17 protein-coding genes are annotated in these 21,349 nt (G+C 71.2%); 11 read left to right on the forward strand and 6 right to left on the reverse strand.

What is annotated here, in order from left to right:
- The first annotated feature begins 438 nt into the window (after positions 1 to 438).
- From ACIBHY_RS08370 to ACIBHY_RS08395, 6 genes are all read left to right on the forward strand, one after another.
- Positions 439 to 942, forward strand: a complete 504-nt coding sequence (locus tag ACIBHY_RS08370; RefSeq protein WP_397250038.1) for a cellulose synthase — start codon at positions 439 to 441, stop codon at positions 940 to 942.
- 297 nt (positions 943 to 1,239) lie between these two features.
- Positions 1,240 to 2,238, forward strand: coding sequence for an ABC transporter permease (locus tag ACIBHY_RS08375; protein ID WP_397250036.1), 999 nt, complete (start codon positions 1,240 to 1,242; stop codon positions 2,236 to 2,238).
- Positions 2,239 to 2,307: 69 nt separating this feature from the next.
- Positions 2,308 to 4,074 (forward strand): ABC transporter substrate-binding protein, encoded by a 1,767-nt coding sequence (locus tag ACIBHY_RS08380; RefSeq protein ID WP_397250034.1) that lies wholly within the window; start codon positions 2,308 to 2,310, stop codon positions 4,072 to 4,074.
- Between the two features lie 95 nt (positions 4,075 to 4,169).
- The gene (locus ACIBHY_RS08385) at positions 4,170 to 5,189 is read left to right on the forward strand and encodes an ABC transporter permease (RefSeq protein ID WP_397250032.1); all 1,020 of its coding nucleotides are present in this window, start codon (positions 4,170 to 4,172) and stop codon (positions 5,187 to 5,189) included.
- The gene (locus ACIBHY_RS08390) at positions 5,186 to 6,211 is read left to right on the forward strand and encodes an ABC transporter ATP-binding protein (protein ID WP_397250030.1); all 1,026 of its coding nucleotides are present in this window, start codon (positions 5,186 to 5,188) and stop codon (positions 6,209 to 6,211) included. Before ACIBHY_RS08385 ends, ACIBHY_RS08390 begins: the two co-directional genes overlap by 4 nt.
- The gene (locus tag ACIBHY_RS08395) at positions 6,208 to 7,227 is read left to right on the forward strand and encodes an ABC transporter ATP-binding protein (RefSeq protein ID WP_397250028.1); all 1,020 of its coding nucleotides are present in this window, start codon (positions 6,208 to 6,210) and stop codon (positions 7,225 to 7,227) included. Before ACIBHY_RS08390 ends, ACIBHY_RS08395 begins: the two co-directional genes overlap by 4 nt.
- A 360-nt stretch (positions 7,228 to 7,587) precedes the next feature.
- Here the strand turns inward: ACIBHY_RS08395 and ACIBHY_RS08400 are convergent, their stop codons facing one another.
- The 3 genes from ACIBHY_RS08400 to ACIBHY_RS08410 form a co-directional block, all read right to left on the reverse strand.
- Positions 7,588 to 8,271, reverse strand: a complete 684-nt coding sequence (locus ACIBHY_RS08400) for a response regulator (protein ID WP_379622191.1) — start codon at positions 8,269 to 8,271, stop codon at positions 7,588 to 7,590.
- Entirely contained in the window at positions 8,268 to 9,446 is a 1,179-nt protein-coding gene (locus ACIBHY_RS08405; RefSeq protein ID WP_397250026.1) for a histidine kinase, read from the reverse strand. Before ACIBHY_RS08405 ends, ACIBHY_RS08400 begins: the two co-directional genes overlap by 4 nt.
- A 343-nt stretch (positions 9,447 to 9,789) precedes the next feature.
- Positions 9,790 to 10,647 carry a RecB family exonuclease gene (locus ACIBHY_RS08410; protein WP_397250024.1) on the reverse strand — a complete coding sequence of 286 codons (858 nt, stop codon included), beginning with the start codon at positions 10,645 to 10,647 and terminating at the stop codon, positions 9,790 to 9,792.
- 152 nt (positions 10,648 to 10,799) lie between these two features.
- Here ACIBHY_RS08410 and ACIBHY_RS08415 point away from each other — a divergent pair, with 152 nt between their 5' ends.
- Positions 10,800 to 11,888 (forward strand): site-2 protease family protein, encoded by a 1,089-nt coding sequence (locus ACIBHY_RS08415; RefSeq protein ID WP_397250022.1) that lies wholly within the window; start codon positions 10,800 to 10,802, stop codon positions 11,886 to 11,888.
- Positions 11,889 to 12,083: 195 nt separating this feature from the next.
- Positions 12,084 to 13,571 (forward strand): FHA domain-containing protein, encoded by a 1,488-nt coding sequence (locus ACIBHY_RS08420; protein WP_397306309.1) that lies wholly within the window; start codon positions 12,084 to 12,086, stop codon positions 13,569 to 13,571.
- 363 nt (positions 13,572 to 13,934) lie between these two features.
- Here ACIBHY_RS08420 and ACIBHY_RS08425 read toward each other — a convergent pair whose 3' ends face one another.
- Positions 13,935 to 16,931 carry an AAA family ATPase gene (locus ACIBHY_RS08425; RefSeq protein WP_397306310.1) on the reverse strand — a complete coding sequence of 999 codons (2,997 nt, stop codon included), beginning with the start codon at positions 16,929 to 16,931 and terminating at the stop codon, positions 13,935 to 13,937.
- A gap of 203 nt (positions 16,932 to 17,134) precedes the next feature.
- Here ACIBHY_RS08425 and ACIBHY_RS08430 point away from each other — a divergent pair, with 203 nt between their 5' ends.
- Together ACIBHY_RS08430 and ACIBHY_RS08435 are read left to right on the forward strand one after the other, a co-directional pair.
- Positions 17,135 to 18,097, forward strand: a complete 963-nt coding sequence (locus ACIBHY_RS08430) for a DUF4145 domain-containing protein (RefSeq protein ID WP_397250322.1) — start codon at positions 17,135 to 17,137, stop codon at positions 18,095 to 18,097.
- 5 nt (positions 18,098 to 18,102) lie between these two features.
- Positions 18,103 to 18,459: a hypothetical protein gene (locus tag ACIBHY_RS08435; protein ID WP_397306311.1), complete on the forward strand. Its 357-nt coding sequence runs from the start codon at positions 18,103 to 18,105 to the stop codon at positions 18,457 to 18,459.
- A gap of 252 nt (positions 18,460 to 18,711) precedes the next feature.
- Here ACIBHY_RS08435 and ACIBHY_RS08440 read toward each other — a convergent pair whose 3' ends face one another.
- The gene (locus ACIBHY_RS08440; RefSeq protein WP_397306312.1) at positions 18,712 to 19,206 is read right to left on the reverse strand and encodes a hypothetical protein; all 495 of its coding nucleotides are present in this window, start codon (positions 19,204 to 19,206) and stop codon (positions 18,712 to 18,714) included.
- Positions 19,207 to 19,296: 90 nt separating this feature from the next.
- The gene (locus ACIBHY_RS08445; protein WP_397250012.1) at positions 19,297 to 20,403 is read right to left on the reverse strand and encodes a GNAT family N-acetyltransferase; all 1,107 of its coding nucleotides are present in this window, start codon (positions 20,401 to 20,403) and stop codon (positions 19,297 to 19,299) included.
- Between the two features lie 55 nt (positions 20,404 to 20,458).
- Between ACIBHY_RS08445 and ACIBHY_RS08450 the strand changes: the two genes are divergently transcribed.
- Positions 20,459 to 21,307 carry a tRNA (adenine-N1)-methyltransferase gene (locus ACIBHY_RS08450; protein WP_397250010.1) on the forward strand — a complete coding sequence of 283 codons (849 nt, stop codon included), beginning with the start codon at positions 20,459 to 20,461 and terminating at the stop codon, positions 21,305 to 21,307.
- Positions 21,308 to 21,349 lie beyond the last annotated feature (42 nt).

The raw sequence follows: 21,349 nt of genomic DNA on the forward strand, positions 1-21,349 counted from the left end.
TATGGGCCTCACCGGGCGTGCCTTGGCCGACGCGTGCCCGTGGGCCCTTGGCGGGGTCGGGTCGTGCCTCGGGGTGGAGGCGTGTCTTTCGGCCCCCGGGCAGGGGCCGCGCCGCGTGTCTTGGGGCGGCGTTGCGGCGGGGACCCGTGGGCCCTCACCGGCGGCGCTTGACGGGCGCTCGCGCACGGCGGTGGGGCGGGTGTGCGGGGGCGGAGCCGTAAAGGAGAGGCAGAAAGACGGCGAAGCCGTCGGAGCGACATCAGCGCGCGCCGTCGGAGCGGCACAAGCGCGCGCTGTCGGGGTGACGCGAGCGCGCGCTGTCGGCGGAAGAAGAGATCGGCGGAACCTCCCCTAGGGGATGGGCCGTTCTTAGGGAGGAGGGGGCGGTGCGCGTGCGCGTGCCAGGATGGGTGTAACCGAGAGCTAGGGGATGTGGGCATGTTCGACACCATTTTGTGGCTGCCGGTCTGTGCCGGGGCCACCGGCCTGGGGCTGGTGCTGAGCTTCCTGGCCTGGCGGCGCAGGGGCGCCACCGCCGGGATCCGCGGGGTGGCGTGGTCGCTGCTGCCCATCGCCGCCTACCTGACCGGGGCCCATGCGCTGATCTGGGGGATCGTGGCGTCCGTGGTCGGGTTCGTGACCGGGCTGGTCGCGGGGATCATCAACCCGTTCGTGTGGGCGGGGGTCGGGCTGGCGGGGCTGGCGGTGGTGCTGTTCGTGGTCTCCGGCGTGATGCGCAAGCGCGGCGTCGGCGGGGCCACACCGAAGCAGCCCAAGCAGGCGAAGGTCAAGAGCGGGGTCAAGACGGGCGAGACGCCCGCCGCGCCGGCGGCTACGGCGCCGCAGGCCGTCAATCCGTCGCCCGCCCCCGCCAAGGGGCGGACAAAAGACGATGACTTCTCTGACATCGAGGAGATCCTGAAGCGCCGCGGTATCGGGTGAAATCAGTGCAATGTCACAGTTCCGAGACCCAACCGGAACTGCGTGTAGACAAACACGTCAAGATCAATACGAATGAGTTTCACGAGAATCACAGTTGAGCCACATAGCTGTCTGAGGGACTAGTCAGCGCAGCTCAGCGCATACATTCTGCACCCTGGGGCCGTGACATACGGTCCTGCAATCACGGCGGTCCCTGACCGGGCACCGCCGAACGGACGATGTCGTCTGCAACCCAGGGGGCCAGAAGTCAATGCGCACAACTTCTGGCATTGCGGGTGCGGGCGTGGGAGGGCGCGCATGACCGCACCGCTGGATGTTCCCGAGTCGGCGAAGGAAGCAGTTCCTGAAGCCGTGGTGACGGGCGTGGACCGCAAGGCGATCCAGGGCCGTTCACTTGGGCAGATCGCGTGGTTGCGCCTGAAGCGCGACAAGGTCGCCATGGTCGGCGCCGGCGTCATCATCTTCCTGATCCTGGTCGCGGTCTTCGCTCCGCTGATCGTGAAGTGGTTCGGGCACCCGCCGCTCGAGTTCCACCGCGACATGATCGACCAGGAGACCCAGATCCCCAAGGACCGGTTCGGCGGGATCAGCTGGGACTACCTCTTCGGCGTCGACCCGCAGTGGGGCCGCGACATCTTCAGCCGCGTCGTCTACGGCGCGCGCATCTCGCTGCTCATCGCCTTCCTGGCCACGCTGCTCTCGGTCGGCATCGGCACCATCCTCGGCGTCACGGCCGGCTTCTTCGGCGGCTGGGTCGACACCGTCATCAGCCGCCTCATGGACGTGTTCCTGGCCTTCCCGCTGCTGGTGTTCGCCATCGCCCTGGCCGGTGTGGTGCCCGACACGGCGTTCGGGCTCTCCGGCGACGCGTTGCGCGTCTCCCTGCTGATCTTCATCATCGGCTTCTTCAACTGGCCCTACATCGGGCGTATCGTCCGGGGCCAGACGCTCTCGCTGCGCGAGCGGGAGTTCGTCGACGCCGCCAGGAGCCTGGGGGCGCGCGGGCCGTACATCATCTTCCGTGAGGTCCTGCCCAACCTCGTGGCCCCGATCCTCATCTACTCGACGCTGCTGATCCCGTCGAACATCCTGTTCGAGGCGGCGCTGAGCTTCCTCGGTGTGGGCGTGCGCCCGCCGACCCCGACCTGGGGCGGCATGCTCTCCGACGCGGCGCGCATCTACACCGTCCCGCACTACGCGATCTTCCCGGGTCTCGCGATCTTCCTCACCGTGCTCGCCTTCAACCTCTTCGGAGACGGCCTGCGCGACGCGCTCGACCCGCGCGGCAACCGATGACCTGCCCGACCACCGCATGACCGACCACCGCAATTTCCTGGCTCCTACCTACAAGGGGTGTAGTAAGAGATGATGAAAAAGCCCGCTCTGGCGAAGGCCGCGCTCGTCGCGGCGCTCGCCATGGGCCTGGCGGCCTGTGGAGGCACCAGCACCCAGACGCCTCCCAAGGCCGGCGAGTCAGGCAAGCCCGCCGCCAAGGAGGAGTTCAACGCTGCTCTGACGGGGGTGTTCAACCCGTCCACGAAGAAGGGCGGCACCCTCAAGCTGGCGAACTCCGGTGACTGGGACTCCCTCGACCCGGCCGACACCTACTACGGCTACTCGTGGAACTTCATCCGGCTGTACGGCCGCGCCCTGATGTTCTTCCCCGGCAAGCCCGGGGCCGAGGGCGCCAAGCCGGTTCCGGACCTGGCGGCGGAGGCCGGCAAGCCGAGCGCCGACTTCAAGACCTGGACCTACACGCTGCGTGACGGCCTGAAGTACGAGGACGGCACCCCGATCGTGGCCAAGGACGTCGCGTACGCGGTGGCTCGCGCCTTCGACAAGGTGACCTTCCCCAACGGCCCCACCTACCTCAACGACATGCTGAACTGGCCCAAGGACTACAAGGGCCCGTACAAGTCGAAGGGCGCCGACTTCAGCTCCGCCGTCGAGGCCCCGGACGACAAGACCGTCGTCTTCCACCTCAAGGAGCCCTACTCCGGCTTCGACTACATCGTCCAGATGTCGCCGACGATCCCGGTCCCCGAGGCCAAGGACACCGGCGCGAAGTACCGCGAGCACGTGATCTCCTCCGGTCCGTACATGTTCGAGAAGAACGAGATCGGCAAGGGCTTCACGCTGGTCCGTAACCCGCACTGGAGCGAGGCCGTCGACCCGAACCGTCCGGCCCTGCCGGACAAGTACGAGGTCACGACGAACGTCAACGCCGACGACATGGACAACCGGGTCATCTCCGGTGACCTCCACGTCGCCATCGAGGGCACCGGTGTCCAGCCGGCCGCGCTGAGCAAGGTCCTGCCGGACCCGGCTCTGAAGGCTCGCGCCGACAACATCACCATCCAGCGCCTCTGGTACACCTCGATCAACCCGACGGTGAAGCCGTTCGACAACAAGGACTGCCGGATCGCCGTGCAGTACGCGATGGACAAGACCGGCTACGTCGCCGCCTACGGCGGCCCGACCGGTGGCGAGATCGCGACCAACCTGCTGCCGCCGACGATCCCCGGCGCCCAGAAGATCGACCTCTACCCCTCTCCCGAGGGCAAGGGCGACATCGCCAAGGCCAAGGAGCACCTGACCAAGTGCGGTCAGCCGAACGGCTTCGAGACCTCCGTCTCCTACCGCGCCGAGCGCCCCAAGGAGAAGGCGACCGCCGAGGCGATCAAGGACTCGCTGGCCCGGGCCGGCATCAACGTCACCATCAAGCCGTACCCGCTGAAGGACTACTTCTCCAGCTTCGCCGGCAAGCCCTCCTTCGTCGTGAAGGAGAACCTGGGCCTGGTCGTCAACGGCTGGGGCTCCGACTGGCCTGACGGCTACGGCTTCCTGCAGCAGATCACCGACAGCCGCGTCATCCGTGAGGGCGGCGGCTCGTCCAACACCTCGGTCCGCATCCCCGACGTGGACGCCATGCTCGACAAGGCGCGCGTCGAGGCCGACATCACCAAGCGTGAGCCGATGTGGGCGGAGATCGACAAGCGGGTCATGGAAGAGTCCGTCATCATGCCGGGCATCTGGGCCAAGTCGCTGCTCGTCCGCGGCAAGGGCGTGACCAACGTCCTCATCTCCGACGGCCAGCAGATGTACGACTACGTCGCGATGGGCGTCGAGTAGGTCCTCTTCCCGCAGTCAACGAGTAGTTAAAGGCAGGTGAAGGCCACAGGTGGCCGCCGGGAGCGATCCTCCCGGCGGCCACCGGGCCGGGCACTGTGGTCACATACATCATCAGGCGTCTGATCGGCGCGCTGGTCATGCTCGGCATCGTCAGCATGGTCACCTTCGCGATCTTCTTCCTCGTGCCGCAACTCGCCGGCGCCACCCCCGAGGGCATGGCCAGCCGCTACGTCGGCCGCACCGCCACCGGGGAGACCGCCAAGCTCGCGGCGGAACGGCTCGGGTTCAACGACCCGCTGGTCGTCCAGTACGGGAGGTACGTCAAGGGCATCGTCGCCGGGGCGGAGTACGACTACGGCGCCGGTGTCGAGCAGTGCCCGCCGCCCTGCCTGGGCTACTCGTTCATCACGCAGCAGCCGGTGTTCCCCGACCTGATGAACCGGCTCCCGGTCACGTTGTCGCTCGCCCTGGGCGCCGCCGTCCTCTGGGTCGGCCTGGGAGTGGGCATCGGCGTGCTGTCGGCCTTGCGAAGAGGCAGCGTCTTCGACCGGACCGCGATGATCATCGCACTGGCCGGAGTCTCGCTGCCGATCTTCTTCACCGCGCTCATCGCGCTCCAGGTCTTCTCCTACGGAAATCCCTTCGCCTTCGCCGCCCAGGGCGGCACCTACACCACCATCCAGGACTCCCTGCCCCTCTGGGCCTACGCGCTGCTCCTGCCATGGGTGACGCTGGCCTTCCAGTTCGCCGCCGGGTACGCGCGCCTGACTCGGGCCGGAATGCTGGAGACCATGAACGAGGACTACATCCGCACCGCCAGGGCCAAGGGCCTGAAGGAACGCAGAGTGGTCGTCAAACACGGGCTGCGCGGGGCGCTGACCCCCATCATCACGATCTTCGGTCTCGACTTCGGCCTGCTCATCGGCGGCGCCGTACTGACGGAGAGCGCCTTCTCCCTCAACGGGCTCGGCAAGTACGCCATCCAGGCCATCACCGACCAGGACCTGCCCAAGGTCATGGGCGTGACCCTGCTGGCCGCTCTCTTCGTGGTCACCGCCAACCTGATCGTCGACCTGCTCTACGCGGTCGTGGACCCGAGAGTGAGGCTGTCGTGACCTTTCTGGAACTGAAGGACCTCAAGGTCCACTTCCCGACCGACGACGGCCTGGTCAAGTCGGTGGACGGCCTGTCGTTCAGCCTTGAGCGCGGCAAGACGCTCGGCATCGTGGGCGAGTCCGGCTCCGGCAAGTCCGTCACCAGCCTCGGCATCCTCGGCCTGCACAAGGGCGGCCGGGCCAAGATCTCCGGCGAGATCTGGCTCGACGGCGAGGAGCTCGTCTCCGCCACGCCCGAGCACGTACGCCGGCTGCGCGGCAAGAAGATGGCGATGATCTTCCAGGATCCGCTGTCGGCCATGCACCCGTACTACACGGTCGGCGACCAGATCATCGAGGCGTACCGCATCCACCACGACGTGTCGAAGTCGGTCGCCCGCAAGCACGCCATCGACATGCTCGGCCGCGTCGGCATCCCGACCCCGGGCAAGCGCGTCGACGACTACCCGCACCTGTTCTCCGGCGGCATGCGCCAGCGCGCCATGATCGCGATGGCGCTGTCGTGCGACCCGGAACTGCTCATCGCCGACGAGCCGACCACCGCGCTCGACGTGACCGTGCAGGCGCAGATCCTCGACCTCATGCGCGAGCTTCAGACGGAGTTCAACTCCGCGCTGATCATCATCACCCACGACCTGGGCGTCGTCGCCGAACTGTCCGACGACATCCTGGTGATGTACGGCGGAAAGTGCATCGAGTACGGCGCCGCCGAAGACATCTTCTACCGTCCCGAGCACCCCTACACATGGGGTCTACTGGGATCGATGCCGCGGCTGGACCGCGAGCGCACCGAACGGCTGCTGCCGATCAAGGGCTCGCCGCCTTCGCTCATCAACGTGCCCGACGGCTGCGCGTTCCACCCGCGCTGCCCCTACGCCGACCGGACCGAGGGCAAGTCCAACACCGAGGTCCCGGCCCTGCTCGAAACCGAGGGCGGGCACATGGTGCGCTGCCACATGGCCAAGACCGAGCGGCGCACGCTGTGGGAGAATGAGATCAAGCCAGTGCTGGAGACCCAGTGAGCGAAAACGAGCCGCTGCTGTCCGTTCGGGACCTGCAGAAGCACTTCCCCGTGACCAAGGGCCTGTTCAAGCGGCAGGTCGGCGCGGTCAAGGCCGTCGACGGGATCTCCTTCGACGTCTTCAAGGGTGAGACGCTGGGCCTGGTCGGCGAGTCCGGCTGCGGCAAGTCCACCACCGGCCGCCTCGTCACCCGCCTCCTGGAGCCCACGGGCGGCCAGGTCGTCTTCGAGGGCCAGGACATCACCCACATGGCGCAGGGCCGGCTCCGGCCGCTCCGCCGCGACATGCAGATGATCTTCCAGGACCCGTACTCCTCCCTGAACCCCCGGCACACGGTCGGCGCCATCGTCGGCGCGCCGTTCCGCATCCAGGGGATCAACACCGAGGGCGGCGTCAAGAAGGCGGTCCAGGAGATCCTGGAGCTGGTCGGCCTCAACCCCGAGCACTACAACCGCTACCCGCACGAGTTCTCCGGCGGCCAGCGCCAGCGCATCGGCATCGCCCGCACGCTCGCGCTCAAGCCCAAGCTGATCATCGCCGACGAGCCCGTCTCGGCCCTGGACGTCTCCATCCAGGCCCAGGTCGTCAACCTTCTGGAAGACCTGCAGAACGAGCTCGACCTGACGTACGTGGTCATCGCCCACGACCTGTCGGTGGTCCGCCACATCAGCGACCGGGTCGCGGTCATGTACCTCGGCAAGATCGTCGAGATCGCCGACCGCAAGCGGCTCTACAGCTCGCCCATGCACCCGTACACCAACGCGCTGCTGTCGGCGGTGCCGGTGCCGGACCCGAAGAACCGCAAGGACCGCGAGCGCATCCGGCTGACCGGTGACGTCCCCAGCCCGCTGAACCCGCCGCCCGCGTGCCGCTTCCACACGCGCTGCTGGAAGGCGCAGGAGATCTGCAAGACGGTGGAGCCACCGCTCGAGGAACTGTCCAGCGGCCACCGCGTCGCCTGTCACTTCCCCGAGAACGCCGTCGCCCCGGCGCCGTCGTTGACCGCTGCGCCCTGATCGCCGTTCGTTTCCAGGCCGCGCCCGCCGTCGCCGCGGCGGGCGCGGTGCTCTCCGCCGCGGCTTCTTCCGTTACGGCGTGCTTTCCGCTACGGCGTGTTTTCCGTTACGGCAAGCCACCCACACGCCCCCCGCCGACGTGGGCGCGCGCCCGTGCGAGGTCGCCCGGCAGTCTGACGTGGTCCTCGTCGCTACGGCGATCCGTGGGCCGGGCACCGCTGCCCAGCTCGCCACCGCACCACGCGCCGACCTCCACCGCGCGGCTCCCCGCCGCGCGGCGCGCCCCTGGCTGTCGCCCACGCGAAACCCAGCGCCCTTCAGGGGCGGGCAGCCCCCGGGCTCGCCCAACGCGCCCAGCGGCTAGGACAGGGCGCCCGGGGTGATCAGGCCGGTTTCGTAGGCCAGGACCACGGCCTGGACGCGGTCGCGCAGGCCGAGCTTGGTCAGGACGTTGCCCACGTGCGTCTTGACCGTGGTCTCGCTCACCACCAGCTTGGCCGCGATCTCCGCGTTGGACATGCCCTTGGCGATGAGCTTGAGCACCTCCAGCTCCCGCTCCGTCAGCCGGTCCAGCCGCGCCGGAGTGCTCTCCTGGTAGGCGGAGGGCAGCTTGGCCGCGAACCGGTCCAGCAGGCGCCGCGTCACACTCGGCGCCACGATCGCGTCGCCGTCGGCCACGACCCGGATCGCCTGCACGAGCTCGTCCGGCGGTACGTCCTTGAGCAGGAACCCCGAGGCCCCGGCCCGCAACGCCTCCACGATGTACTCGTCCAGGTCGAACGTCGTCAGCACCAGCACCTTCGGCACATGCGCCCCGGACGCCGCCTCGCGCACGATGCGCCGCGTGGCCTCGATGCCGTCGACGCCGGGCATCCGGATGTCCATCAGCACCACGTCGGGCAGCAGCGCCCTGGTCTGTTCCTGCGCGTCCTTGCCGTCGCCGGCCTGGCCCACCACCGTGATGTCGGGCTCGGCCTCGAGAATCAGGCGGAAACCGGTACGCAGCAGCGGCTGGTCGTCCACCAGCAGCACTCTGATCGTCATCTTCCGTCCTTCAGCGGGAACCTCGCCCGCACCTCGAAACCGCCCCCCGGCCGAGGACCGATGCTCAGGATTCCACCATAAAGCGCCACCCGCTCGCGAATCCCCACCAAGCCATGCCCCGGCCGCGCCGCCACTCCGGCCGCGCCCCGGCCGTCGTCGGCGACCCGCACGTCCAGTTCGCGCGGCTCGTGCCGTACGGTCACCACGGCCTCGGCACCCGGCCCGGCGTGCCGCAAACTGTTGGTCAAGCCCTCCTGAACCAGCCGATAGGCCGCCAGCTCAATCCCCGCGGGCACAGGCGTCTCGTGCCCCTCGACCGTCAGCCGCGTCGCCAGCCCCGCCTCGCGCATCTGCTCCACCAGTGCCGGCAACGCCGACATCCCGGGCTGCGGCCCCAGCTCGGCCGGCGAGCCGGCGCGCAGCACGCCCACGATGTCGCGCATCTCCGCCATCGCCTTGCGCCCGGTGTGCTCGACCGCCGACAGCGCCTCGCTGGCCAGTTCGGGATCGGACAGCAGCACCTTGCGCGCCGCCGCGGCCTGCACCGTCATCACGCTCACATGGTGCGCGATCACGTCGTGCAGCTCACGCGCGATCCGCGAGCGCTCCTCGGCGCGCGCCGCCCGCGTGTCGGCCTCCCTGGCCCGCTCCAGCCGCGCCGCCCGGTCCTTGAGCTCCTCGAAGTACGCCCGCCGCAGCCGGATGGCCCGGCCCACTCCCCAGGCGCCGGCCAGGAGCACCACAACGACGAGATGGTCCGCCCAGGTCAGCGCGTCGAGCGGGCTGAGCAGCGCGCCCGTGGCATAGACCAGCACGGCGAACATCAGCGCCGCCAGCGCCACCGCCAGCCCGCGCCTGGCCGCCACCGAGTACAGCAGCACCAGCCCGGCCACGCTGGCCAGGCCCATGCTGTAGCCGAGCGCGTTGAACAGGGTGTCAGGGACCGCGCTCGCCAGCAGCGCCCCGACCGGCCACTGCCGCCGGACGGCCAGCGGCACCGCCGTCAGCACGACCAGCGCCCCGCCCACCAGATCCGGCGACCGTACCGCGCCGGGGGGCTGGCCCGGCTGGGACAGGAGGTCGGCGGCGTCGTAGAGGAGAAACAACGCGAGCGAGCCCGCGGCCAGCACCACGGCAAGGACCGTGTCGCGAAACAGGGCTCGATCGTTGCGCACGAATTCACTGTAGGCCCAGCTCAAGCCGTGACTCCTCCTACCTTGGGAGGAATCCGCCCTCCTCACCACCCCAGCTCTCGGCGCGAACCACTCCCACAACGAACCGCCCCCGCCGGGCCGGCTCGGACGAGCGCGCGAGTGACATGGGCGCTCGGGGGGGGGGGCGCTGTGCGAGCCGAGCCCGCCGGACCGAGCCATTGACGCGCCGCCCACGTCGTGCGCGGGCCTGGAGCCCCGGGCACACGGCGGAGGCACTCGCGGGCAGAGCCGTGACGCTCCACCGACCACCGAGGCCGTCACGCCCGTGGCGCGCCCCGGCGGCTCGGCAGAAGGCCGCCCAGGGCTACAACTCGTCGGTCGCCGCCCGGCGGGTGCGGACGGCGTCGCCGGGGCGGCGGTCCGGGACGGGTGGGGGAGTGCCACCGAACTCCGGGCACAACGCCTGGTGGTCGCACCAGTCGCACAACCGCGAACGCCGTGCCCGCCACTCACCGGTCTCCAGCGCCCGCCGGATCGCCGCCCACAACGCCTCCACCTTCCGTTCGGTGGCGCGCAGGTCGGCCTCGTCGGGGGCGTACCGGAGGACCTCGCCGGCGCCGCCCAGATACACCAGCTGCAGCAACCGCGGCACCGAACCGCGCAGCCGCCACAGCACCAGCGCGTAGAACTTCATCTGGAACAGCGCCTTGGCCTCGAAGTCGGGCCCGGGGGCGCTGCCGGTCTTGTAGTCGACCACCCGCACCTCGCCCGTGGGCGCCACGTCCAGCCGGTCGACGTAACCGCGCAGCAGGAGGCCGCTGTCGAGCACGGCCTCCACGTACAGCTCACGTTCCGCGGGTTCGAGCCGGGTCGGGTCCTCCAGGGTGAAGTAGCGCTCCAGCATCGCCCGCGCCTGGTCGAGCCACTGGCGTTGCTCGGCGTCGTCGGCGAACATCCCGGCGAACGCGGGCTCCTCGCCCAGCAGGCGCTCCCACTGCGGGTCCAGCAGCTCCAGCGCCGCCGCGACCGACCGGCGCGGCGCGGGCAGGTCGTACAGGCGCTCCAGCACGGCGTGGACCACGGTGCCGCGCACGGCCGCCTGCGACGGCTTCTCCGGCAACTGGTCGATCACCCGGAAGCGGTAGAGAAGGGGACAGGTCATGAAGTCGCCCGCCCGGGAGGGGGAAAGGGCTCCGATGATCACCGGTTCGGTCAACGTCATGCACCGCACTGTAGGTCAAGACCCCGACAGAATGGGGGCCGCGAAACCAGGTTCGCGCGATCCGCCGCGTAGCATCAAGGCAGCAACAGCACGATCTCAAAGGGAGTCCAGTGAGCGACCAGCGGCCGCGGCAGGAATTCTCCGGTCTTCGGATGGGAAGCCCGTTCGGCATCCCCGTGTACGTGTCGTGGACCTGGCTCATCATCGCGGGCTTCATCACCATCAGCTTCCAGGACGTCTTCCGCCTGCCCGGCATGGGGGACTTCGAGGCCTACGGGGTGGCCTTCGCCTTCGCCGTACTCCTGTATCTGTCCGTGCTCCTGCACGAGCTCGCCCACAGCGTCCTCGCGAAGTGGTACGGCCTTCCGGTCCGGCGCATCACGCTCTACCTCCTCGGCGGCGTGTCCGAGATCGAGAAGGAGCCGCCGACGCCCGGCAAGGAGTTCATGATCGCCGCGGCGGGGCCGATCCTGTCGCTGGGGCTGGCGGCGGTGGGGCTGCTGGCCGACGCGTTCCTGATCGACGGGGCCGGCATCCCCGAGATCCTGATCAGGCAGCTGTGGTGGTCGAACCTGATCGTCGGCGTGTTCAACCTGCTGCCCGGCCTGCCCCTCGACGGCGGGCGCATGCTGCGCGCCGGCGTGTGGAAGCTCACCGCCAGCCCGGGGCGCGGCACCGTCGCCGCCGGCTGGACCGGCAGGGGCCTGGCGGTCGTGCTGATCCTCGTCCCGGTGGCGCTGTCGCTGCTGAGCGACCGTCCGATCGACACGCTGCAGCTCGTCTGGTCGGTGGTGCTGGCCTCGTTCATCTGGATGGGCGCCAGCCAGGCGCTGAACGTCGCCCGCATCCGCGCCCGCATCCCCCAGGTCAACGCCCGCCAGCTGGCCCGCAGGGCGATCCCGGTGATCGCCTCGACGCCGCTGTCGGAGGCGCTGCGCCAGGCCGCCGAGCAGAAGGCGGGCGCCGTCGTCGTGGTCGACCACGACGGCAGGCCGGTGGCGATCGTCAACGAGGCCGCCGTCCAGGCCACCCCGGAACACCGCCGCCCGTGGGTCGAGGTGGGCGCGCTGGCCAAGTCCCTGGAACCCGCCATGGTCCTGGCCGCCGACCTCACCGGAGAGCCCTTGATCGACGCCATGCGCGAGTCGCCGGCGGCCGAGTATCTGCTGGTCGAGCGGGGTGGCGAGATCTACGGCGTGCTGGCCACCGCCGACGTCAACCGGGTCTTCTCCGGGGTCTGACTGTTTTCCCCCCACAGGTCTGGCCGATAGGGTGCCATTTGGTCAGACTTGCACCAGTGCGGGGTTTGCCACGGTCCAGGGGTTTCACCGAATCGAGACCTTGGCTCCGTGGCCGACTGGGTATGCGTAAGGCTGGCGGCCAGCACCAAGGTGCCGGTGCCGCACAACCGCCGGCTTCCGGGGAGGAGAGGTTCAGTGACGGACCAGGGCTTCGGAGTGGTGCGTCCGCTTCCTGGCAACGGGCTGGTCGCCTACGTGGGCGGCCTGCTGCTGGTATGCGACGCTTCTGAGGCGACCGGAACCGAGCTGATCGAGGCCTTGCGGGAGACCGCCGCCACCGGTGGCGACGGCAGGGCCCTGGCCCGCCGCGCCGCCCAGGCGCTGGCCCGCGCGATGACCGGCGACCCGGCCACCTGCGCCGTGGCCGGGCCGGTGGGCGGCGGCGTGGCCGTACTCGTCAGCGGGGCGGCCACCGCCACGATCACCACCGCCGACGGCGAGACCCGCCTGTCCGGCAGCGACTCCCTCACCTGGGCCGACCGGCTCATCGCCGGACACGTGCACCGGGTCGAGCTGAGCCTGCCCGGGGCGGGGCAGCCGCACCCGGCGGTCCAGTTCGACGGCGGCGTGGTCGGCGGCGCCGGCCTGCTCGCGGACATGATCGACGCGCCCGCCCAGGCGCTCGCGGCCCCCGCTCCGGCGCCCGCCAAGCCGGCCGAACGGCGCCCGGCTTCGCGGCCGCTGACCGAGGAACTGCCGCACACCGCCATCCACATGGACCCCGACCTCCTGCCGCAGCCCAAACCGGAGCCGGAGCCGGCTCCCGTGCAGATGGCTCCGTACCCGATGCCGAGCCCGGAGCCCGCCCGCGACGAGCGCCCGCCGTCCAGCCCGCCGACGTCCGAGCCGCACTTCGACCAGCCCCCGTACGAGCCGCAGCAGCCCTCCTTCGACCAGCCGCCGTTCGAGCAGCAGTCCACCTTCGACCAGCCGCCGCCCTTCGAGGCGCAGCAGCCGTCCTCCTTCGACCAGCCGCCGTTCGATCAGCCCCCGTTCGAGCAGCAGGGCGCGCCGTCCGGACAGCAGCCCGCGCAGGACCCGTGGGGCCCGCCGCCGCAGCAGGTGCCGCCGTCCCCGCCCATGGGCGGCGCACCCAGGCTCGACGAGCAGCCCCCCGGCAACGGCGCCGCGCCCTCCGACGGCGACCAGCGCCCCATGGTCTACGGCGTGGACTGCAAGAACGACCACTTCAACGACCCCCGCGTTCCCTACTGCGCGGTCTGCGGCATCGCCCTCGTGCAGCGCACGCTCGTCCCCTACAAGGGCCCGCGCCCGTCACTCGGTGTCCTCATCCTGGACGACGGCATGGCGCTGCCCCTGGAGGCCGACTACCTGCTGGGCCGCGACCCCGAGCGCGCCCCCGAGGTGGCCGGCGGCACCGCCCGCCCCGCCAAGGTCACCAGCCCCGACGGCTCGGTCTCCCGCCGCCACCTGCGCGTTGCCCTGGACGGCTGGGACGTCAACCTCGTCGACCTCGGCTCCGTCAACGGCACCCAGATCCAGCCGCCCGGCGACCCCAACTTCTACGACATCCCCCCGAACGAGCCCGTCACCATCACCCCCGGCACCACCGTCCGCGTCGGCGTCTCCCGCACCATGCGCTTCGAGGCCCACCGGGGATAGTCAGCTGGGTCCTTGTGGGCGGCTCCTCGCGTCACGGCTCTTGGGGTTACGGCTTTGGTGTTACGGCTGGTGTTACGGCAAGCCACGCCCACCCCCACCCGCCGCACGTGGCGTGCGGCCTCCAGGGGAACGGTCATCGGCCGCGCGCCCGCGCCGCCGTGACGTGCGCGACGCCGGCCGGCCGACCGCGCCCAGGGACGCCACGGAATCGCGGACACGCGGCAGGCCCCATGGGCGCATGACGCGATGGCCGGCTTGCATGAGGTCGTGCGCACGCGAGCCATGCGCGGGAGAGGTCGTGGGCCCCGTGAGGTTGTCGGCCCGCGAGGTTGCGGGCGTGTGGTTGCTTGGGTAGTGGGGCTTTCAGTGGCGGGTCAGGGCCTTGGCCAGTTCGGCGGGGGAGTTGACGCCCAGTTTCCAGTAGGCCTGGTTGCGGTGGTTCATGGCGGTTCGGATGGCTATGCCCAGGCGTTCGGCGATCTCACGGTGGCTCAGGCCGGCGGCCGTCAGCTTGGCTACCTGGAGTTCCCGGCTGGTGAGGTTGGGGGCGGCCAGGCCCCGCAGGGCGGGGGTGTCGACGCCCTGGCAGGCTCCGGCCAGCGACCAGGCCTCGGTGGCCGCCGCCCGTGCCGCCTTCTCTCCCCGGGTGCGGCGTAGCAGGGACGCGGCCTGGGCGGCTGCCTCGGCCGCGTGCAGGCGCATACCCAGGGTGTCGAAGCCGGCCGCCACGTCCAGGAGACCGCCCGGGTCGTCGGCGGACAGGGCGCGGGCCTGGCGGGCGGCCAGCCGTACCCTGGAGCCGTCCATCACCGTGGTGAGCTCTTCCAGGCGGGGGAGGGCGGAGTGGGGTGCGCCGAGGCGTACCGCGTCGTGCAGGGCCACCGACTCGAACGCCGACAGGCCCGCCTCGCGGCACTCAGCGGCGGCGGCGAGGGCGAGTTCGGCGGCGTGTTCCAGCTCGCCGGCCGCGGCGGCTATCCATACACGGGTCAGCGCCACCCAGCGGGTGAACGCGGTCCACGTGGCGCGGTTGCGGTCGAGGGCGGCGCGCAGGGTGGCGCGGGCGGCCGGTGCGTCCCCCCGAAGCGCCTGAACCGCCGCATACGCCCCCATACAGCCGCCTACGGTCACGGCGGTCTCGTGGTTGGCCGGGGAGTGGAGGATGAGGAGCGCGGCGCCCAGTTCGCCTCTGAGGGTCGCCGCGTGGCCCCGTGAGAGCGCCAGGCTGCCCTCGCCGCGCGACCATCCGCGCTGGCCGGCCAGTTCGGCGCGCATGGAGGCGATCGCCTGGTCCATGAGGGGGAGGTCGCCGGCGAAGTAGCCGCACATGGCCCACGTGGAGTGCAGGGGCGAGACCAGGGCGGGGATGCCGTCGCGCCAGGACGGTGCCTCGTCCAGGGCCTCGCGGACCAGTTCGGCGGCCTCCCGGGTGCGGCCGGAGTAGCAGAGGGCCAGGGCACGGGAGTTCAGCACCTGCGCCCGCAACACCGGGCCCAGCCTCACGCCGCGCGACCGCGCGGGGGCGGTCGTGTCCCCGGGAAGGGTCGTTGGGTCGGTAAGAGCCGCCGCGTCGGGCAGGGTCACCGCGTTGGGCAGGGCCGCCTCGTCGGGGAGAGCCGCTTCCTCCGGGAGGGTGGCCGCCTGAGGAAGGGGCGCGTCCTCCGGTAGCGGCAGGCCGGAGGTGCCGGTGACGACGGCCTTGAGCGGCACGGGGTCGCTGGTGCCCGGCTCCTCCACGGGCCGCGCGACGGACGGCGGCGCGCCGGGCAGAGGCGGCGAAGAGGCGGGGGGCGGGGCCGGGTCGGGGGGTGTGCCGGGGGACAGGAGGGTGTCGCTCAGGTGCAGGGCGTCGGCGGGGCGGGCGGCCGATGCCGTCAGGGACAGGCGGCGGGTGGCCAACTGCAGGCGCAGGGCCGGGTCTCGCAGGGACTTCTCAGTGGTGGCCAGGAGGTCGAGGGCGTCGCCCAGGCGGTCCATGCCCCAGGCCAGGTTGCTGGCGACGGCCTGGACCAGGCGGGCGCGGCCGGGTTCGTCGCGGGGCGGGGCGACGGCGTCCAGGACCGCGCGCGCACGGTCGGGCTGCTGGGCGTAGTCGAGGACGGTGGCCAGCTGGATCGCCGCCGTCGCGTTCCCGGTGGCCGTCTCCGTGGCGCCGCGGGCCGTCGTGGGCGTGCCCGCCGTCGCGGGGGCGCTTGCCGTACCGCCGTCCGTGCCCGCCTCCACGGCGGCCTCGCCCAGGCGGATCGCGGTCGGGTAGTCGTGTGCCGCCCACGCCAGGCGGCAGGCGGCCAGCAGCGGCTCGGGGTCCGCGCCCAGGCCGGCGGTCAGCCGCCACACGGTGACGCGGACGAGGTCCTCCACGCGGCGCAGGCCGGTGGGTTCGACGGCGGCGACGAGGTCGGCGTGCCTGCGGCGGCGGCGCAGCTCCGGGCAGTGTTCGCGGGCGACCTCGCCGTAGAGGGGGTGGCCGAGGCGGGCGATCTCGCGGCGGCGGTCCACGGCGACCTTGATGAGGCCGCGTTCCTCCGCTTCCAGGACCGCCTCCTCCGAGCACAGGGCCGACAGGGTTCTGGCGCCCACCGGCTCGGCGAAGGCCGTGTACTCCAGGACGGCCTTCAGGGCGGGCGACAGGGCGCCGATGCGTTCGTGGATGAGGTCGGCCAGGCGCGGGGCCAGCGGCGGGTCGCCGGTCAGCTTCCACACGCCCTGGATGGGGTGGAGCGATCCAGCGGCGCGCGCCGCCGTCACGACCTCCTGCAGGAACAGCGCGTTGCCCTCGGTGATCTCGCCCAGGCGCCGGGCGGTGGCGTCGTCGGGCGGTCCGCCGAGCGCGGCGGCGAGCACGGCCACGAGGTCGGCGTCGCTGAACGGGTCCACGTCGAGGCGGCGGACGTGGCCGTCGCGCCAGAGTCCCGTCATGGAGTCGGGCGCGGGCTCGCCGGTGCGGAGCGTGGCCACGAGGCGGGCCTGGCGGCCCCGTACCAGGGAGGCGACGACCTCGGCCGAGTGGCTGTCGAGCAGGTGCGCGTCGTCCACGGCGAGGACGAGGGTGCGGCCGCGGGCCTGCTTGAGGAGTTCCTCGCCCGCCCAGCGCAGCGTGTTGACCAGGTGGGGCGGGTGGTCGCGGGGGATGAGGTCGGCCAGTGCGCCGTTGGGGATGCCGCTGGCCGCCTTGGTCGCGGTGATCGGCAGGAGCGTGACCCTGCCCGGCCGGAAGGCCTCCAGGATCTTCCCGGCGAGCCTGCTCTTGCCCACCCCGGCGGGACCGGCGACGAGCACGCCCTGCGCGGTCGGATCGCGCGCGAGGCGGACCAGATGTTCCAGTTCCTGCCTGCGCCCGGCGAACGGCCAGGTCTTCATACTGGGAGATTACGCCCTTGATGCAATTAATGTGATCGAATATCTTCCGTTCTGTGGCGCGGTGGGGGGCGAAATTCGACGTCGATTGCCCGGGTTGCGGACGGCAGACTCTGGCCCGTGAAGCGGACGCGCCGCACCGGGTTTTTCTCCCGACCGAATTGCAGCCTTTTGTGCTGGCCGCCTGCCAGAGTTGCCGCCAGGTGATGCTGCTGCTGTCCGGGGAGCCCGCGCCGGACGCCGACCCCGACGACCTGCCCGCCCGTCCCGCCGAGGTGCTGTGGCCGACGCCCGGACGGGAGATCGGCGAGCAGGTTCCCGCCCTCGTGCGGGCCGAGCTCACCCAGGCCAGGGCGGGCCTGCGCGCGGGCTCCGCGGCCGCGGCGGTGCTGCACGTGCGGCGCCTGCTGGAGGCGGTCTGCGCCGACCACGGCATCACCGGCCGCACGCTCTTCCACGCCCTGCGCGAGCTGCGGGCGGCCGGCCGGATCGACGGATGGCTCCTGAGCTGGGCCGAGGAACTGCGCGAACTCGGCAACGAAGCCGCCCACCTCGGCGCCGCCCCGCTCACCCGCCGGGAAGCCGCCGACGCGGTGGAACTCGCCGAAGCCTTCATTGACTATTTATATGTATTTTCCCCGAAATATCGTGACTTTCAGGTACGGCGAGCGCGCCCACCCGGGAAACGCCGTTCAACGGCCGCCGAGACCACGGCCATGCGCATTCTCCGGAAAACACGTACGCCTTTCGCCGTCCACCCCTATCCGCACGATCCCGCCCACACCAAGTCCCGCGCCGCCGTGGCGCTGGCCCTCGGCGTCCCGCCGCCCCGCATGCTCAAGGCCGTCGTCCTCTACCTGGGCCACCACGCCGTCCTGGCCATCGCCGCCATCGAGGGCCGCATCGACGAGCACGCCCTGGCCGCCGCGTTCGGCGCCGGCGCCGCCCGGGTGGCCACCCGGGCCGACCTCGAACGCATCGGCGAGGCGATCGCGGCCGACGTCCTGAGCCCGGTGGCCCTGCCGTACCTGCCGTCGGTGCTCGACGCGGGCGCGGCCGGGCAGGACAGCGTGTACATCCCCAGCGGGCGGCACGGGCTGGAGCTGGAGCTCGCGCCCCAGGACCTGATCCGGGTGACCTCCGCCCGGACCGCCCCGATCGTGAAGTGAGAGCCATGCCCGACATCACGCTGGAGGGGGAGGCCGACCTGCTGCACTCCCTGGAGGACTGGCTGCGCGACGTGGACGCGCTGCGGGGGCGGGTCACCCTGCGTACGGCGCCGCCGGGGCCGGGCCGGATGGGTTCCGGGCCGCCGGAACTGCTGGTGGCGGTGGAGGGCGAGGCTCAGGCGGAGGCGCTGGGCCGTACCGTGGAGATGTGGTTGAGGGTGCGCGGGAGGGGCGTCACGCTGAAACTGCGGGTGGGGCAGCAGGTGACCGAGCTCGACCTGCGGGGTGACGTGGACGTCGACCGGCTCGCCCGCCAGGTGGACGCGCTGCTGCGCGACGCCCTCCACGCCGCGGGCCCCTGACACCCGCCCGGCGGACACGGCAACGGCGCGTGCCCTGAGACAGGCGCTCCATCGCCAGGACAGGCGCTCACACCCCGGGTCAGGCGGGAGGACCCGAATGGCGGCCAAGGGGCGAAGGCTGCGATGGGCGGTCAAAGGCGAAGGCTTGCGGACGCGCGGTCAGGGAGCCGGGCCCGCGACGGGTGGGCCCGGGTGCAGGCGGCCGGGGGGCGAAGGCTTGCGACGGTGGTCAGGGGGTGAAGTGGCGGGTGGTCAGGGGGCGAAGGCCTGGACGCCGCGGAGCAGGCGCACGGCCGCCTCCATCCCGCTGGCCGCCTCAAGCGCCCGCCCCGCGGCCGTGGCGAAGCGGCCGAGCAGGTGGGTGTCGAAGTCGTCGAAGTCCCGCCCGGCGGTCCACAGGAACGCCTGCTCCCGCGTCGCCAGCGGCACCGGCACCGCCAGGAACCCCGGCTCGCCGACCGGCACGTCACGGGCCAGCAGCAGGGCCCCGCGGCTGACGGCCAGCTCCTTCAGCACCCCGGACTCGGCCAGCCAGGCCCGCACGCGCAGCGGGTCGCCCGGCGGGCCGTGCAGGGCGACGGACCTGGCCAGCTCCTGGAGTGGATCCACCTGGACGAACCCGGCGTACCCGGCGGCCGTCACGACCGCCGCAGACCGGGCCAGGCGATCGATGAGCACCCCCACGTCCACGCGGGAGAAGTCCTGGATGAGATCGTGCACAGCGACGTCGGTGCGGCTGATTCTCATGGAAGTCCCAACGGCCGGCGGTGCCTGATGGGTCGGTGGTTTCGACTATTACCTCCCAAATCCACCGTTGACCAGACCTTCAACCGGTAATCAGGATTTTTCCCCCAGTTTGGGATGCAGGAGCAGCCACTCCTGATCGTCCGACCAGCCGCCGTCGGGGCGGGGGAGCAGCTGGCGGTGCACGTGCTGGCGGGTGAAGCCGGCCCGCTCCAGTACCCGGTGGGAGGCGGTGTTGTCCACGGCGGTCCCGGCCGTCAGACGGCGCAGCGGGGTGGCCGCGAACGCCCACTCCACCAGCAGCGCCAGCGCCCTGCTCATGAAGCCCCTGCCGCGGAAGCCCGGCACCAGCGAGTAGCCGACCATGGCCTGGTGGAGCACCTGCGCCACGTTCACCAGCTGCACGTGCCCGGCGAAGGCGCCCGTGGCCGCGTCCTCGATCACCACCTCCACCCGCTGGCCCGACATCCACCAGAAGCCCGTGTAGCGGCACCGGCGCACGTAGTCCGACAGCGGGCCCGGGGGCGCCATCGAGTACGAGCGCACGACCGGGTCGCCCATCATCGCCAGGAACCCCTCGGCGTGCGCCTCGCCGATCGGCGCCAGCCGTACCACGCCGTCGGTGAGGTGCCCGCCGGGGAAGAAGGGGAAGTACGGCTCGGCCGTCTCGACCGGCTCGCCCGCCACCCTGCCGAACGTCACCTGGTCGGTCCTGCTGCCGTCGCGCAGCCGCTTGCCCTCGCGCCTGACGCCCTCCTGCCGGAACCCGGCCTTGTAGGCGGCGCGCAGGCTGGCGAGGTTGCTCACCTCGGCCTCAAGTTCGACGCGGGCGGCCCCGTGGTCGAGCGCCCAGTCGGCGAGCGCCCTGGCGACGGTGCTGGCCACGCCGGTGCCGCGCGCGTGCGGCGCGACCAGATAGCCGACCGAGGTGGTGCCATAGCGGTCGATCGGCTGCAATCCGGCCGAGCCCACGAAACGGCCCTCGCGGGTGATCGTGAACTCCGCGCCGCCCTTCGCCCACTTCTCCTCGGCCACGCGCAGGTAGTCACGGGCGTCCTCGGCCGTGTACGGCGAGGCGAGGAACGGCAGGAACCTGGCCGTCACCGGGTCGTCACAGGCCTGCACGACCGCCTGGGTGTCGTCGTCGGTGGGGGGCCGCAGCAGCAGCGGGCCGGCGGAGATCACATCGCGCGGAAACATCCCCCCTTCATATCGCGCGTCTGGGACCAGTCGAAATCCCTATAACCTTGCCGCCATGGGTTTCCGCAGGCATGGGCCTTTCCAGGCGGGGGATCAGGTGCAGCTCACCGACCCCAAGAACAAGCGCCACACGATCACGCTCAAGGAGGACGGCGTCTTCCACACCCACAAGGGCGCCATCCCCCACGCCGAGCTGATCGGCCAGCCCGAGGGCTCGGTGGTGCGTTCTTCCGGCGGCACCCAGTACCTCGCCTTCCGGCACCTGCTCCAGGACTACACACTGGCGATGCCGCGTGGCGCCGCCGTGATCTACCCGAAGGACGCCTCGATGATCGTCGGCATGGCCGACGTCTTCCCGGGCGCGCGGGTGATCGAGGCGGGGGTCGGCTCGGGCGCCCTGACCTGCTTCCTGCTGCGGGCCGTCGGCCCTGAGGGGCACGTCACGTCGTACGAGCGCCGCCAGGAGTTCGCCGACGTCGCCCGCAAGAACGTCGAGAAGTTCTACGGCGGCGAGACCGGCACCTGGCGCCTGGTCGTCGGTGACCTCAACGAGAGCATCGACGAGATCGACGTCGACCGGGTCATCCTCGACATGCTGGCCCCGTGGGAGTGCGTGGACGCGGCCGCCAAGGCCCTCACCCCGGGCGGGGTCATCTGCTGTTACGTCGCCACGACGACCCAGATGTCCAAGACGGTGGAGACGATTCGGGATCACGGGAGTTTCACCGAGCCCCATGCGTGGGAGACCCTCCTTCGCGACTGGCATGTCGAGGGCTTGGCCGTAAGGCCTGATCATCGGATGATCGGCCACACCGGGTTCCTCGTCTCCGCCCGCCGCATGGCCGACGGCGTCACCCCGCCGCCGCGCCGCAGACGACCGAAGGGGACCACCGAAGAACTATGACAATTTGGCCACGAGGGTGCGTTGGTGCGTGACACGGGAACA

The sequence above is a fragment of the Nonomuraea sp. NPDC050547 genome (assembly GCF_044457345.1).
Taxonomy (GTDB): domain Bacteria; phylum Actinomycetota; class Actinomycetes; order Streptosporangiales; family Streptosporangiaceae; genus Nonomuraea.

Coding starts and splice junctions, on each gene's coding strand:
- ACIBHY_RS08370 (WP_397250038.1), top strand. CDS start 439: ATGTTCGACACCATTTTGTGGCTGCCGGTCTGTGCCGGGGCCACCGGC.
- ACIBHY_RS08415 (WP_397250022.1), top strand. CDS start 10,800: ATGGGAAGCCCGTTCGGCATCCCCGTGTACGTGTCGTGGACCTGGCTC.
- ACIBHY_RS08445 (WP_397250012.1), bottom strand. CDS start 20,403: ATGTTTCCGCGCGATGTGATCTCCGCCGGCCCGCTGCTGCTGCGGCCC.
- ACIBHY_RS08410 (WP_397250024.1), bottom strand. CDS start 10,647: ATGACGTTGACCGAACCGGTGATCATCGGAGCCCTTTCCCCCTCCCGG.
- ACIBHY_RS08435 (WP_397306311.1), top strand. CDS start 18,103: ATGCCCGACATCACGCTGGAGGGGGAGGCCGACCTGCTGCACTCCCTG.
- ACIBHY_RS08400 (WP_379622191.1), bottom strand. CDS start 8,271: ATGACGATCAGAGTGCTGCTGGTGGACGACCAGCCGCTGCTGCGTACC.
- ACIBHY_RS08425 (WP_397306310.1), bottom strand. CDS start 16,931: ATGAAGACCTGGCCGTTCGCCGGGCGCAGGCAGGAACTGGAACATCTG.
- ACIBHY_RS08440 (WP_397306312.1), bottom strand. CDS start 19,206: ATGAGAATCAGCCGCACCGACGTCGCTGTGCACGATCTCATCCAGGAC.
- ACIBHY_RS08375 (WP_397250036.1), top strand. CDS start 1,240: ATGACCGCACCGCTGGATGTTCCCGAGTCGGCGAAGGAAGCAGTTCCT.
- ACIBHY_RS08450 (WP_397250010.1), top strand. CDS start 20,459: ATGGGTTTCCGCAGGCATGGGCCTTTCCAGGCGGGGGATCAGGTGCAG.
- ACIBHY_RS08430 (WP_397250322.1), top strand. CDS start 17,135: ATGCTGCTGCTGTCCGGGGAGCCCGCGCCGGACGCCGACCCCGACGAC.
- ACIBHY_RS08380 (WP_397250034.1), top strand. CDS start 2,308: ATGATGAAAAAGCCCGCTCTGGCGAAGGCCGCGCTCGTCGCGGCGCTC.